We start from the raw sequence: 14088 nt of genomic DNA on the forward strand, positions 1-14088 counted from the left end.
AAGCCCCCGCGCGTAGGTGTGGGTGCTTGCTTCCGGGGCGGTCAGGGAATGGAAGTCCACGCGCCGCGGGGGGAACGCGGCGCTCCGGAGGGGCTCTTGGCCGCTCCGATGTGTCGCGGAAGCTCGCGGCCTCACTTGAGGTAGTCACTTGAATCGACAGCACTCGACTTCGTCCCGGGGGGGATGGAAGCGCTTCCGTACGTCTGTCACCGCGTTCTCGCTGGCTGTCGGCGCGTTCGCGACGCCCGCGCTGGCCGCTGGAGGCTTCACGTCCGCCACCGCCAGTTCCGACGACGGCAACACGCCTGCCATGGCGGTTGACGGCAACAAGGCCACGCGCTGGTCGGCCTCCGGCGCGGGCCAGTGGCTTCGCGGCGACATGGGGTCGGTGAAGCCGCTGAACGGCCTGGACATCGCCTGGTTCCGTGGCAACGAGCGCATCAACCTCTTCGACATCTCCACGTCGACGGACGGGACCACGTTCACCCGCGTCTTCGTGGGCATCTCCTCCGGGAAGACGGCTGACTTCGACCGCGTCACCTTCCCCACGGTGAACGCCCGCTACGTGCGCGTCACCTTCTACGGCAGCACCCAGACGACCTGGGGCAGCATCACGGACATGGCGGCCCTCTCCGGCGCCACCATCCCGGACCCCGACCCGGACCCGGAGAATCCGGACCCGGAGAATCCGGACCCCGGCCCGGGCCCCTCGCCCACCCAGGACAAGTTCGGCGTGTCGATGATCTACCCGACCAAGTCGGGCGGCGAGCAGTGGTTCCTGGCGGACAACGCGACGTCCGACAAGCGCTTTGACCCGCAGAACACCATCAGCCGCAACTCGGACGGCTCCTGGAAGATGAAGAACAGCAAGGTGCGCATGTCCGTCTTCACTTCAACGGGCTACAGCGCGTCCAAGATTCCGACCTATGACCGTGACGTGCTGGCCAGCCGAGGCTACATGCAGGCGGCGAACGACTGGCGGAACGTGGAGATGACGGGCTTCATCAAGGTCAACTCCGCGTCCGACAACACGGACAACTTCGCCTGGTACGCGCGTGGCGGAAAGCACAACGACAGCCACTCGGGCTGCGAGGGCAGTGCCTACAAGGGCTCGCTGCACTATGACGGCCGGGTCCGCTGGCAGAAGGAGACGTGGCACGTCTCGTACGAACAAGCGGCGTACAAGTCCGGCACGTCCGCGCTCCGCGGCCGCTGGGTGGGCTTCAAGTCGGTGATGCGCAACACCAAGGTCAACGGCAAGGACGCCGTGCGCCTGGAGATGTACCTCAACGAGAACGCCGACAAGGTCACCTGGAAGAAGGTCTACGACATGGTGGACTCGGGTAGCTGGGGTGGCGACGCCAGCCACTGCGGCGGCGGGGTGAACGCCATGCCCATCAGCTGGGGCGGCCCCATCGCGGTCTTCCGCTGGGACAGCGCCACCGACGTGGACTTCAAGTGGCTGTCCGTGCGCGAAATCCCCGCGGAGCAGTGAGCGGCTGACGGCAGTTGGCGCCCCGCCCCGGTACTCCCAGGAGTGCCGGGGTGGGGCGTTTTCAGCGCATCCGATGGGGGCCATCAACGCCGTCCGGCCTCCTGGTGGATTCCCCCTGTGGACGGGGGCCCCTCTCCCGTGTTCTGGATTCGGCCCGACATGGCCATGAACGTCCAGACCGCCACCGACACGTCCGACCGCATCTGGGAGCAGGAAATCCTCCCCGCGCTCGAGCGCTACATCCGCATCCCCAACAAGTCGCCCGCTTTCGACCCGGACTGGGTCCGCTCCGGCCACATGGAGGCCGCCGTTCAGCTCGTCGCGGACTGGTGCCTCGCGCAGGCCCAGCACCTGCCCGGCCTGGTGCTGGAGGTGGTGCGCCTCAAGGACGAGAAGGGCCGCGAGCGCACGCCGGTCATCTACATGGAGGTGCCCGGGACGAAGGGCGACGACACCGTCCTCTTGTACGGCCACCTGGACAAGCAGCCGGAGATGACGGGCTGGCGCGAGGGCCTGACGCCGTGGACGCCGGTGCGCGAGGGCGACAAGCTCTACGGGCGCGGCGGCGCGGATGACGGCTACTCCGCCTTCGCGTCGCTCACCGCCATTCGCCTGCTTCGCGAGCAGGGCCTGCCGCACGCGCGCTGCGTGGTGCTCATCGAGGCGTGCGAGGAGAGCGGCAGCTACGACTTGCCGGCCTACATCGAGGCGCTGGCGCCGCGCATCGGCAAGCCGTCGCTGGTGGTGTGTCTGGATTCCGGCTGCGCCAACTACGAGCAGCTGTGGATGACCACGTCGCTGCGCGGCATGGTGGCCGGCAACCTGCGGGTGGACGTGCTCACGGAGGGCGTGCACTCCGGGGACGCGAGCGGAATCGTCCCGTCGTCCTTCCGCGTGCTGCGGCAGGTGCTGTCGCGCGTGGAGGAGGAGGGCACGGGCAAGGTGCTGGTGGAGGCCCTGCACACGCAGATTCCGGAGGCGCGGCGCGACCAGGCCCGCGCGGCGGCCAAGGTGCTGGGCGAGGAGGTCTTCACCAAGTTCCCCTGGGTGCCCGGCATCCGCCCCGTGTCGGACGACGGCGCGGAGCTGGTGCTCAACCGGACGTGGCGCCCGGCGCTGTCCGTGACGGGCGTGGACGGCATGCCGGCGCTCAACAGCGCGGGCAACGTGCTGCGGCCCTTCACCACGGTGAAGCTGTCCATGCGCATCCCGCCGCGCGTGGACCCCAAGGCGGCCATGGAGGCGCTGACGCAGGCGCTGGTGAAGGACCCGCCGTACGGCGCGACGGTGACGTTCGAGGGTGAGAAGTCCAGCACCGGCTGGGACGCGCCGCCGCTGGCCTCCTGGCTGTCGAACGCGGTGGAGTCCGCGTCCGCCACCTACTTCGGCCGGCCGGCCATGGCCATGGGTGAGGGCGGCACCATCCCCTTCATGGGCATGCTGGGCGAGCGCTTCCCGGAGGCGCAGTTCCTCATCACCGGCCTGCTGGGCCCGGGCAGCAACGCCCACGGCCCCAACGAGTTCCTCCACATCCCCACGGGCAAGAAGCTCACCTGCTGCGTGGCCAGCGTTATCGCCGACCACTTCAAGCGGTAGGCGGCTTTCGCCGGGCCCGCTTCCCATGCCGGGGAGCGGGCGCCTCGTCCAGTGTCTCGTCGGTGAGGCGCACGGTGCGGCGGTTCCAGGAGAACGTCAGGCGCTTGCCCGTCTCCGGCCAGTCGAAGGACACCGCGCCCGTGCGGCGGTCCTTCGCCAATGACAGACGCACACCCCATTGAGGCGCCTCCAGGACGCGGTGGCGCAGGTCCTGGGCGACGGCGTCCACCGCGTCCCGCAGGGCCACGCCCAGGTTCATCAGGCCGAGCTGTTCGCCGTTCAGGATGTGCGGGGCAGGGGGCGGCGTGGACTCCAGGAACTGTTGCTCGCCCACGGGCCGGAAGGCCGCGGACGTGGGCGGCGCATCCATCATCAGCAGGGGACCGCCGTCCGCCTTGCGGAAGAAGTACGGCACGTCGTAGCGGCCCAGCTGCTCGCGCTCCTCGGGGCTGAAGCGCACGCGGCCCCGGTCGCTGGCGCCGGGCACCTGCCCTTGGGGCGCCAGCATCATGTGCTCCAGCGGCGCGTCATACGCGTCCGAGGGTTTGACGAGCACGCGGACATGGTGCCGCCGCGCCGCGTGCGCGAGGAAGGCCGTCACGCGTTCGTGCTCCATGAGCAGCTTGGTCCACACGTCGAACATGCCGCGCAGGAAGGGCAGCAGGTGGGCCGCGTAGCCCACGTGGCCCTCGGTGTCCGCCACCACGGAGCGGGCTTCCTCCCGGGCCCACGCGCGCCTTCGCGGGCGAAGCTGGAGCGCGCCGTTCCGGGCGGGGAAGAAGCACAGCAGCGGGCCGCCGGTGGTGCACCACCAGGCGCGCCACTCGAAGCCGACGTGGTGGTTGCCGCGCCGGTTCCCCTCTGGAATCAGCCCTGTCTCCGGGAGCCGGCGCACGGGACAGAAGAACAGCTCCAGGTCCACCAGGTAGGGCAGCGGCTCGCGTTGCCCGCGCCGGACGCCCACCACCAGGTTGCTGCCCAGCAGGTCCGCCGCGCCCACGGCGAAGCACGTGCCGGTGAGGGCGCCCGCGTGGTGCCAGAAGCGCGCGGCCTGGGGCGGCGGCAGCTGGCAGCCGTGGAGCTTCAGCTGGGGCGAATCGCGGAGGACGCCCCACTGGCGGGGACGTTCAATCCAGTCCTGCCAGCTGTACGCGAAGGCGTCCCTGCCTCGTCCGCGCAGGACGCGCAGGGTGGGGAGCCGCACCGCTCCCGAGGCCGCCGGAAGGTGGTTGACCCAGTCGAAGAAGGCGCGTGGGCCACGCCGCTCCGGCTCCGCCAGGAAGAGGGCCTCTCCGCTCGCGGGCCGGGGCTTGTACGCCAGCGCGCCGCCCCGGCGGAACTGGACGCGCAGGACGTGCTGCCGCCCGTTGTGCGTCTCCTCGGGGTTGGCCCAGAGCCGGGTGACGGGGCCCTCGAAGCCCGCGCGGCGGAAGACGCCGGCCTTCAGGTCGCGTACGAGCCGCTTCGCGAAGAGGCCGAAGAAGGCCAGGAACCCATCCCTCAGTCGGAGCAGCCCCGGGTGGGGCCCCTGTGCCGCCGGGGTGGCGGCGCACAATGCGAAGGCGTCCGTCAGCACCGGGCCGAACAGCGCCGCGTTGGTGAGCCGCACGACGCGCGCGCCGAACAGGCCCGGGCGCCGCCGGGCAATGGCGTCGCACCCGTCGCCCAGGGCTTCATAGAAATCCACCAGCGGCTGGAAGGCGGGCTGTGAGAGCAGGGCGCCCAGCCGCGCGGCGTCACTGGCGCCTTGGAAGGCGCGGGCCACCTGCAGCACACGCTCGGGGCCGGGTCGGACAATGGGCGGGAAGCAGCCGCTGGCCTCGGGGCCCTTGCGGACGGCCTCCAGGAGGCGGCGGGTCTGCGGGGGGAAGCGGGGTGGGGCGGCTGGAGGTGTTGGTGCAAGGGATGGCAGCACATGCGCCCTTCGCGTCATCAGTCGGCCCTGTCCCGGTCGGGCGAAAATAGAAACGCGCGACCCGGCGAGGCCGGGACGCGCGTGTGAGGCGTCCAATCAAGCGTCAGCGGCGCGTGTCCTAGACGCAGTACATATAGCGCGAGCAGGTCTTGAACGCGTTGGTGGAACCCGCGGGCTTCGTCGTCTTGTCCAGCTCCCGAAGCACCTGGGTCAGCTTCTTGGTCTGCTTGGACGCCTTCGTCTTCGTCTTCGCCTTCACCATGGGAATCCTCCACACGTTGGGGTCAGACTGCTCAAGCATGGTAAAGTGTGTAATTCGATTGAGTCAAGTTGAGATGTCTTTGCTTGCTGCGTTATCGGCCTGCCAGCTGGATGGCTCGAAATGTCAGTAGAATTTCCAGCATCCGGCGCACGCCCGCGCGCGTCGCGGGCAGCGGTTTCAAGACGCGGAGTGGCATGTCGCCTCGCGAGGGAAAAGGGTGCAAGAGTTCACCCACGCTCACCGTGCGCGCCGTGTTCAATGTCGCGACAAGTTTATTCACCGGTTGCCGAAGGCCTGAGACATGCAACGCGTTGCCGTTGGCTGAACAACACCAACCCGTGCCTGTTTTCTCCAGCAGGATGGGGAAGCTTTTATTCCCGTGAAGGATGTCTGTGTCCTTGAGGGGCCGCCGCCTCGCGGGAGGCGGTGGGGGCTCGAAGCCGCCCGCGGAGCGCCGGTTGAGCCACAGGGTCCGGATGTGGGCCTGGGTTCGTGAGTCATGGCTGCTTTCGCGCAATGTGTTCGCGGCCTGCCGCAGGGCGGCGGGCAGCTCACGCGGCAGCACGCCGTCGCCGTCGAGCACGTCCGGTACCAGCGCACGGCCACGCGCCGTGTCGCGAGCGCGTGGTGCGTTACCGCGGCCTGTGCTCACGAGGTCCTCCACGTCATAGCGGGCCTGGTGTCCGGTGACGGGGACGCCCACGTTGACGCTGGTGGCGACGTCCCGGCTCGCGCTCTCTCCGACGTGGTAGTAGCTGGCGGGCCAGTAGAGGATGTCGCCGGGCCCCACTTCCGCGGTGAATGACTCCGCCAGGTAGGGTGCGTAGTCCACCAGGGTGGTGACGGGCATGCTCCAGGGGCGCCTGGCCCAGAAGCGCATCCGCTTGCGGCCCCGGATGGCGAAGAGGAACGTGGTGAAGCGGTCCAGGTGGACGCCCACCGGACTGTGCTCGTAGTTCCCATGGAACAGCGTGGTGATGCCGCCTGACAGGGGGAGCCCCACGCGCCGCCAGAGGTCGGAGAAGAAGGCCCGCTCGCGGGACCAGAGTCCGTAGCCGTGGGAATGCAGCAGGGAGATGATGAGCGCGTAGCGACGTGTTCCCAGCGCGTCCGCGAGCCGCGAGTCGTAGCCGTCCAGCGAGCCGTCGGTGTCGCGGGGAAGCCAGGGCCCGGGGTGGACGGGCTGCCCCTGGTCGATGGTGAACTGGACGTCCGTGCGCGCCTCGAGCGCCGTGGGCGGGTCCATGGCGCCGCGCGAGGCCCCGAGCGCCGCGTCGAACACGTCCGTGTCCATGAACGGATTGACGCCCGTCGCCTGGTAGAGCACCGGCCGCCGGTTCCAGTAGCGCGTGACGAAGGTGTCCCAGTCGAACCGGCGCTGGATGTCGATGCGGGCCATCCGTCAGGCCTCCTTCGAGGGCACGCGCTCGATACCGCGCAGCGCATGAAGGGTTTCCAGCAAGGCCCGCACCTGCTCGCGTTGGGACGCGCCTCGCCCCAGGCCGCACAGGGCGCCCACCCGCACGGGGACGCCCGGCGCCAGCGCGTCCAGTACGTGCGCCGCGAAGGGGCCTGGACCGGCGAAGGCGTGGCCGTTGACGGCCCACAGCCACTGCCCCGGGCTGTCCAGCATCCGCACCACGCGGCCCGGAGGCGTCTTCCGCACGTAGGCGTCTTCTTCGAGGGGTTCGTGTGCGCGCGGTGGAGGCACCGGTTCCAGCGCGGAGGCGCTGACGCGCTGGGCCCACGCGATGCGCAGCAGTTGCCGCAGGTCCGGGCCGTGCGTCACGGCCCGCAGCGCGCTCGCGGTGTGCGCCAGTCGTGGCACGGGCGTGCGTCCACGCGTCCCGGGAAAGGGCAGGTACGGGACGGTGTCATCCGCCTCGCCCTGGGCCTCCAGGAGCTTCACCGCCAGCGCCTTCACGGCCTCCAGGAGCTCGCTGCCGCGCACCGGAATCCACAGCCGCAGCACCAGGGCGCCCTCGTCGCTCGCCTCCTCTTGCCAGACGTGGGATGGCGCATACAGCACGTCCCCCGCCTGGGCCTCCACCGTCCGGGCCTCGTGGGCGTCCTTCGTCCACTGGCGCACGCGCAGCCGCCCGTGGAGCACCGCGGTGAAGCGGGCATGGTGTTCCCGGCGCGCGGCGCCCTGCGGCGGCTCGCTGAAGCGTCCCAGCCACAGGTCGCTGATGATGGGCAGCACGGGCACGCCGACCTGCGCCAGCGCGCCGTCGACGAAGGCGCGCACTCGCTCCCACTGCGCGTAGTCCAGCATGAGCGGCTGTTCCACGAAGCACTGGAAGCCGCGCGCCGCGCCGAGCTCGCGGCCGACGCGCTGGAGATACGCGGTGGCGTCCGCGTCCTGCTCCCCGGGCAGGAGCGTGCCGGGCGCGCGCATGCGAGCGGTGTCCGCGAAGAAGCGCACGTCGGGCAGGGCGCGGAAGCGCGTGCCGAAGCGGAAGGGCGCGCTGATGGAGACGAGCCCCTGGAAGGCCTGCTCGGGCGGAATGAGCGGGGTGCCCAGCCGCAGCCGCGTGGGGGACTGCTCCCAGTGCGTGCTCGCGAAGCGGGCCCAGTCGGGTGCGTGTCTCATCGGCAGGGATTCCACCATCGAAGTCTGACGGGTGGGCGAGCGTCCAGCGGTGGATTTCTTCACGCGCATGATGCCGTGCCCCGTGCCGGCGTTCTGGTAGGAGACAGCGCTGTCCTCCATCCGAAAGGTCAGGTCCGACGATGAAACTCTATTTCAACCCCAGAAGCCGCGCGGTCATTGCCAAGTGGATGCTGGATGAGTGCGGCGCGCAGTACGAAATCGTCCCCATCGACTTCGAGAAGAAGGAGAACAAGTCGCCTGAGTTCTTGAAAATCAACCCCGCTGGGAAATTGCCAGCCTTGGTGGACGGAGACGCGCGGCTGTTCGAGAGCGCGGCCATCTGTCTCTACCTGGCGGAGAAATTCCCGGACGCGCAGCTCGCGCCGAAGCCGGGTGACAAGGACCGGGGGCGCTACCTGTCGTTGATGGTGTACTCCACGTCGCAGCTCGAGCCCTCCATGGGGGACCACCTGATGAAGCTGCCGACGGGGCCCGCGCGGGGCTGGACGGACTTCGAGACGGTGCTGAACGTCGTCGAGGGCGAGCTGGGACAGGGGCCCTACCTGTTCGGTGAACGCTTCACCGCGGCGGACGTGATGATTGGCTCGATGTTCATCTGGATGCGCATCTTCGGCAGCCGGACGGGGCGTCCCGCGCTGGAGGCCTACATCGAGCGGCTGCTGGCCCGCCCGAAGGGCATGAAGCTGGGCTGAGCGGCGCCCCGCGCGAGGTCGAAGGCCCGGACCTTCCGATGGGGGACGTGTCCGGGCCTCCTGGCGGCCCAGGTGGGCCCGTGCGTCAGTCCAGAACGCCGATGGTCTTCGCGCGCGTGACGGCGGTGCCCACGCTGACGTAGCCCTTGTACCAGGACGTGTCCTTCGTCCCCAGCTTGTCCTGCTGGAGGTGCGCGTGGGGGCCGGAGGAGTTTCCGGTGCCGCCGATGTTGCCCACCTGGCAGCGGTCACACGTGCGGTTGCGGGAGTCCGCCGTCTTGATGAAGTGCCACTGACGGAACGTCCAGCCGCTCGCCCAGGCGTGGCGGGCCTCGTTCTGGTTGCCGCTACCGTTGCCGTTGCAGACGACGCCGGTGGTGCGGATGGTCACCGCCCAGTAGAGCGAGCCCACCACGCCCGTCTCCGCGCCCCAGTAGTTGCAACGGCCGCCCGCGCCGATGTCCACCGCGCCGTGGAACTTGCCGCTGCTGTAGTTGGTCAGGGCCGTCACCGAGCCGGTGTGGGTGCCCTTGACGGTGTGCGCCGTCACGGACGCGGGGATGAGCGCCAGCGCGGCCAGCGCGGCCAGGGAGTTCTTCCAGGTGCTGCTACGCATGAGGTGTTCCTTTCAATGGACTGCCTGTCACGGAGCCTGCTGCAACCGCTGCTTCTCCCTCAGGAGCAGGCTCCACTCCTGAAGGCCCATGCCGAGAACCTGAATCCACGCGTCGGCCTCCCGCGCCAGGCGCGGGTCCATGGCGCGCAGGCGTTGGAGGTCGGGAATCGCGCCCTCGAAGCCGAGCTGCGCGACGCTCTGGAGCAGCGCCTTGCGCACGCCGTCGTCCGTCTCCTCGCGGTACATGGCGAGCAGGGACTCGCGGGCGCCTTGCATCTGCTCCGCCGGGACGCCGCCCAGCGCGTTGACGGCGGCCTTGCGCACGCTCGCGTCGTCGCTGCGCAGCAAGGGCGTGATGCGGTCCGCGGACTCGGCGCTGATTTTCTCCGTGGAGAGGTTGTCCAGGATGCGCGCCGTCACCGCCGGGTCCGTGGAGGCCACCGCGGCCGTCACCGCCGTGTCGGCCGCCGGGCCGTACTGGCCGGCGTACACGTGTGCGTTGTCCTCGATGAGGTTGGTCGCCGCCTCCTGCCGCACCTGGGGCGACTCGTCCCGCACCATGCGCTCGTACAAATCGCCGGTGCGCTCCAGCGCGCCGGTGCGCCGCATCGCCCGCAGGGTGGCGGCGCGCACGGACGGGTCCGCGTCGTGCAGCGCGCGCTGTGCCACCACGTCCATGGCCTGGGTGTCCGCTTCACGTTCCGCGCGGGCCACCAGCGCCGCCGCCAGGTGTTCGGCCATGACGGGGTCCGGCTCCCGCGCGAAGGCGTCGCGAAGCTCAGCGTCCGGCAGCGTGACGGCGGCCTCGCGCAGCAGGGTGCGCAGGTAGCGCTGGTAGGACGGTGAGCCGGAGCCCAGTCCGCGGCGGATGTCATCCATCAGCCCGCGCACGGAGCAGGTGCTGGCCCGGAGCGCGGGCCGCGCGTCGGCGGAGGCCGCGTGCGCGTTGGCGGACAGCAGGGGGAAGAGGGGCAGCGTGAGCAGTAGGCAGAGGCGTTTCATGGAAGCTCCCGTGCTCAGTCGTGACCGACGAGACAGCCGAAGGGGTCCTGGTCGGGCAGGCTGTTCCAGAGCCGGACGAAGTCGTGGAGCCCGCTCGCGTAGAGCTGTTCGAAAATCTGGTAGATGGGCTGGAAGCGCGGGTCGGCCATCGCCATGTTGGCCATGACGGGCAGGGCCTCGCGGCCGGATGCGCGCGCGGCGAAGCGGAAGAGGGCCCACCGCACGCACGTCTCCTGCTCCCGGGCGAAGGCCTGGGCGAACAGCTCCAGCACCTGCTGGTTGTCTCCGGAGATGGAGAGGTTGTGGGCGGCGGCCTCGCGTCCGTCCGGGCTGCCCTCCTGCGTGAGCACCTTCGCGTACCGCGCGCGGGTGTGCTCATCCAGCACGGGCGTGGCGTGCATGGGCGTGGACAGCGCCAGGTAGCGAATCTGCTCGTCGGGGGACTCGGTGCCGATGGCGAGCAGCGCGTCCATGTAGGGCGCGGCGTTGCCCTTCGCCTCGAAGTCGCGCTTCATGACGCGGGCGATGGTGCGCGTGGCGGCCCAGCCTGCCTCGCCGGAGACGGGGTCCTTCGCGAAGGCCGTCAGGGTGTCCAGCGCCGCCGGCTCGAAGCGCTTCTGCGTGTCCAGCGCGGACAGGATGCCCGCGCGCCGTCCGCCGTCGAGCGTGGCGTCCATGCCCTGCGCCAGCAGCTGGGTGGCCACCTGGGCGTGGTGCACCGCCTCCGAGCCACGCAGCGCCGTCAGGAGGACGTCGAACTCGTCGGGCCCCGCGGTGCGCGCCCAGGACAGCACCTGGCTCGCTCGGCCCGGGTCCTGGCCAATCAGCTCCGTCAGGCGCTCCGCCAGGTAGTCCGCGACCAGCGAATCCCCCGACGCGAGCAGCGGCGCGGCCCACGCGCGGAAGTTCTCCAGCGTCACCGCCGCGTCGAAGCGCTCCAGCTCGCGCCAGCACACGGCCTCGTCGAAGCGAGGGGGCGGCGGCTCTTCGTCGTGCGTCCCACCCGCGCCCGCGCGCCCGTCGTGGCCTCTCCCGCCGGATGTGGCCTTCTGGGACGCCGCGGCGGTGCCGCCGGCTTCGGCATCGGACGGCTCGCCATCGCCGCCACGCGACGACAGCAGCGCCACGCCTCCCACGAGCAAGGCCGCGCCCGCGAGCCACGCCAGCGCCTTGGGCACGCGACGGCCCGGAGCGCCCGGAGCGGGGGCGGCGGAACGGTGGATGGATTCTGGAGTCATGGCGCCTGGGCCTGTGAGGGGGTCCAATCCCCCTGAGGGCCCAGCGCGCGCGCCGTCTCAGAAAATCATTTCGCGCGGATTTTCCCGCGCGAGGCTCAGCGGCCCGTCTTGATGCCCAGGCCGCCGCCCTGGCCGGGATTGGCGGGCCGCTTCGTCCCGGCGGCCGGCGTGCTCGGACTGGACTTGCCGCCTCCGGCGCGCCGCAGCTCCAGGCGCAGCTCCTCGTCCGTGGCGGACACCTGCCGTGTCACGGGCTCGTAGCCGTTGAGGGCCAGCGTCACCGACACCGGGGCGGCTCCGGCCTCCAGCTCCAGGCGCAGCGGTGTCTCGCCGCGCTCCTCGCCGTTGACGCTCACCCGGGCTCCAGGGGGCTCGGTGATGACGGGCAGCTTCACGTGGCGCGCCGGCTCGGGGTCCACGTGTGGAGGCGGCTGCACTTCAGGCGCGACTTCCGGCTGGTGCGGCACGGCCACTTCCACCGGCGGACGGACCGGGGTGGCGTCCGCGGGCGAACGGAAGAAGACGATGCCCGCGCCCGCGATGAGCAGGCCCAGCCCCGCCGTGGCCACCGGGAGCCAGGGGATGCGCCGGGCCGGCTCCGGTTGCTGACGGGCCAGGGGCGCGGTGCCTCGCGTCTGCTCCTTCGGCTGCGGCGCGGCGGCGGCGTGCCGCGAGCGCGTCCCGGGGACGGCGCCATGGGGGGAGCCGCGCATGGCCCGCGACGCGGAGGAGCGCCCCGCGGGGCCCAGCAGCCCCGGCACGCCGCTGAGCGACGAGTTGGAGCGCGAGTCCAGGTCCGCGTCCTCCGCGAGCTGGTCCAGCTTCGCCGGGTCCGTCTCATGGGCGATGCGGTCCGCGTAGAGCTCCCGCAGGAAGGCGGCCAGGTGCGCGCTGCTGGAGGGCAGCCGCAGGTTGAGCGCGTAGTCCTCCAGCGCCAGCCGGAAGGCGCCGCAGTCCGGGTAGCGCTGGTCCGGCGAGGGCGCCAGCGCCTTGAGCACCACTTCGTCCAGGCCCGGTGGCAGGCGCGGGTTGAGCTGCGACGGCCGTGGCACCTGGCAGTCCTTCACCAGCCGCAGCGTCATCATGTCCGACTCGCCCTTGAAGAGGCGCTTGCCGGTGAGCAGCTCCCACATGACGACGCCCAGCGCGAACAAGTCACTGCGCGCGTCGATGGAGAGCCCGCTGGCCTGCTCCGGGGACATGTACGGGTACTTGCCCTTGAGGACGCCGGTGGCCGTGTTCTGGCTGCTGGTGGCCGCCTTCGCCACGCCGAAGTCGATGACCTTCACCCCGCCGTCGAAGCCGACCAGGATGTTTTGCGGCGACACGTCGCGGTGCACCAGCCGCAGCGGCTTGCCCTGGGCGTCACGCGCCTGGTGCGCGTAGTCGAGCCCGGCGGCCGCGTCCGCGATGATGCGGAGGATGAGTCCCACCGGCAGCGTCTTGCCTTGCGCGCGGGACGTCTTGTCCAGGCGGCGCACGTCGTCGCCCTGCACGTACTCCATCGCCAGGCAGTGGCGGCCCTCAATCTCTGTCAGGTCGAGGATGGTGATGAGGTTGGGGTGCGTCAGGCGCGCTACGAGCCCCGCCTCGTCCAGGAACATGGAGAGGAACTCATCATCCTCCGCGAGGTGGGGAAGGATGAGCTTGAGGACGACAAGTCGCTCGAACCCCGTCCCATGTTCGCGGGCCAGAAACACCTGACCCATTCCCCCAGAGGCAATCTTGCGTAGTAGCTCGTACTTACCGAATGGCACAGCCATGTGTGCCCGCCAGGATATCGCTCTTTCTTACCTCGTGGGAATTGCTCAGTCGCGAATTACCCCACAGGGTTGGGAACGAGCAGGCAGGCAGGCGTGAACGGCCTGCCCGGCTTTCCGGGGTGAGTCAGGCTTTCATTTTGTAGCCGGAGCGCAGGACGGCGTAGGTGAGCGCGGTGGCCACCACGGCGACGGCGAAGAGGATGCTCCCGCCGCCCAGGGGCGAATAGATGCTGCGGCCGAGCATGCCGTAGCGCAGCCCTTCCACCATGTAGACCATGGGGTTGAAGAGGCTGACGGTGTTCCAGGGCGCGGGCAGCTCGCGCACGGAATAGAAGACGCCGCCCAGGAAGGTGAGGGGCAGCATGACGAAGGTGGGGAAGAAGTTGATCTGCTCGAACTTCTCCGCCCACACCGCGGCGAGCATGCCCAGCACACTGAAGACGTAGGACGACAGGATGAGGAAGTACGCGGCCACTCCCGCGTGCTCCAGGCTGAAGCCGGTGAAGAAGGTGGCCACGGCCCAGGTGAGCAGACCCACCGCGAGCCCGCGCACCATGGCGCCGCCGATGAAGCCCGCCATCAACTCACCGGGCCCCAGCGGGGCCACCAGCAAGTCCACCACGGTGCCCTGAATCTTGGTGATGAACAGCGACGAGGAGCTGTTGAGGAAGGCGTTGTTCGCGATGCCGAGGAAGACGAGCCCCGGCACGATGAAGTGCAGGTACGGCAGGCCCTCCACCGTCTGGACGCGGTTGGACATGGAGACGCCGAAGACGATGAAATACAGCGTGGTGCTGATGAGGGGCGACAGGACGGTTTGCCCCGGCACGCGCATGAAGCGCCGGACCTCCTTCGCCAGAAGGGTCTTCATCCCAAGGACGTTCATGATGAGGGC

The 14088-nt window shown here is 70.1% G+C and carries 12 protein-coding genes; 3 read left to right on the plus strand and 9 right to left on the minus strand.

Annotated elements, in window-relative coordinates; genetic code table 11:
• Positions 1–148: 148 nt before the first annotated feature.
• Positions 149–1495: a discoidin domain-containing protein gene (locus BHS09_RS02805; protein ID WP_140797087.1), complete on the plus strand. Its 1347-nt coding sequence runs from the start codon at positions 149–151 to the stop codon at positions 1493–1495.
• A gap of 159 nt (positions 1496–1654) precedes the next feature.
• Positions 1655–3091 (plus strand): M20 family metallopeptidase, encoded by a 1437-nt coding sequence (locus BHS09_RS02810; protein WP_174258621.1) that lies wholly within the window; start codon positions 1655–1657, stop codon positions 3089–3091.
• On the opposite strand, the gene BHS09_RS02815 is transcribed toward BHS09_RS02810, so the two are convergent.
• The 4 genes from BHS09_RS02815 to BHS09_RS02830 form a co-directional block, all read right to left on the minus strand.
• The gene (locus BHS09_RS02815) at positions 3081–5006 is read right to left on the minus strand and encodes a DUF4135 domain-containing protein (protein ID WP_237080158.1); all 1926 of its coding nucleotides are present in this window, start codon (positions 5004–5006) and stop codon (positions 3081–3083) included. The genes BHS09_RS02810 and BHS09_RS02815 overlap by 11 nt on opposite strands.
• Positions 5007–5124: 118 nt before the next feature.
• A complete protein-coding gene (locus tag BHS09_RS02820; protein WP_237080159.1) occupies positions 5125–5268 on the minus strand; it encodes a hypothetical protein in 144 nt (47 codons plus the stop codon).
• A gap of 91 nt (positions 5269–5359) precedes the next feature.
• Positions 5360–6667, minus strand: coding sequence for a JmjC domain-containing protein (locus BHS09_RS02825; RefSeq protein ID WP_140797089.1), 1308 nt, complete (start codon positions 6665–6667; stop codon positions 5360–5362).
• A gap of 3 nt (positions 6668–6670) precedes the next feature.
• A complete protein-coding gene (locus tag BHS09_RS02830; protein WP_140797090.1) occupies positions 6671–7981 on the minus strand; it encodes a cupin domain-containing protein in 1311 nt (436 codons plus the stop codon).
• A 20-nt stretch (positions 7982–8001) separates the two neighbouring features.
• On the opposite strand from BHS09_RS02830, the gene BHS09_RS02835 reads away from it, so the two are divergent.
• Positions 8002–8574, plus strand: coding sequence for a glutathione S-transferase family protein (locus BHS09_RS02835; RefSeq protein ID WP_140786985.1), 573 nt, complete (start codon positions 8002–8004; stop codon positions 8572–8574).
• 85 nt (positions 8575–8659) lie between these two features.
• Here the strand turns inward: BHS09_RS02835 and BHS09_RS02840 are convergent, their stop codons facing one another.
• The 5 genes from BHS09_RS02840 to BHS09_RS02860 all read right to left on the minus strand — a co-directional run bounded on the left by BHS09_RS02840 (position 8660) and on the right by BHS09_RS02860 (position 14064).
• Positions 8660–9190, minus strand: coding sequence for a hypothetical protein (locus tag BHS09_RS02840; RefSeq protein WP_140786987.1), 531 nt, complete (start codon positions 9188–9190; stop codon positions 8660–8662).
• A gap of 27 nt (positions 9191–9217) precedes the next feature.
• Complete coding sequence (locus BHS09_RS02845; RefSeq protein WP_140797091.1) at positions 9218–10192, minus strand: HEAT repeat domain-containing protein; 975 nt, start codon at positions 10190–10192, stop codon at positions 9218–9220.
• 14 nt (positions 10193–10206) lie between these two features.
• Positions 10207–11430: a hypothetical protein gene (locus BHS09_RS02850; protein WP_237080160.1), complete on the minus strand. Its 1224-nt coding sequence runs from the start codon at positions 11428–11430 to the stop codon at positions 10207–10209.
• A 95-nt stretch (positions 11431–11525) separates the two neighbouring features.
• Positions 11526–13139, minus strand: coding sequence for a serine/threonine protein kinase (locus tag BHS09_RS02855; RefSeq protein WP_237080161.1), 1614 nt, complete (start codon positions 13137–13139; stop codon positions 11526–11528).
• A 178-nt stretch (positions 13140–13317) separates the two neighbouring features.
• On the minus strand, positions 13318–14064 hold the full coding sequence (locus tag BHS09_RS02860; protein WP_174258622.1) for an ABC transporter permease: 747 nt from the start codon (positions 14062–14064) through the stop codon (positions 13318–13320).
• Positions 14065–14088 lie beyond the last annotated feature (24 nt).

Source organism: Myxococcus xanthus (assembly GCF_006402735.1).
In the GTDB taxonomy this organism is placed as follows: domain Bacteria; phylum Myxococcota; class Myxococcia; order Myxococcales; family Myxococcaceae; genus Myxococcus; species Myxococcus xanthus_A.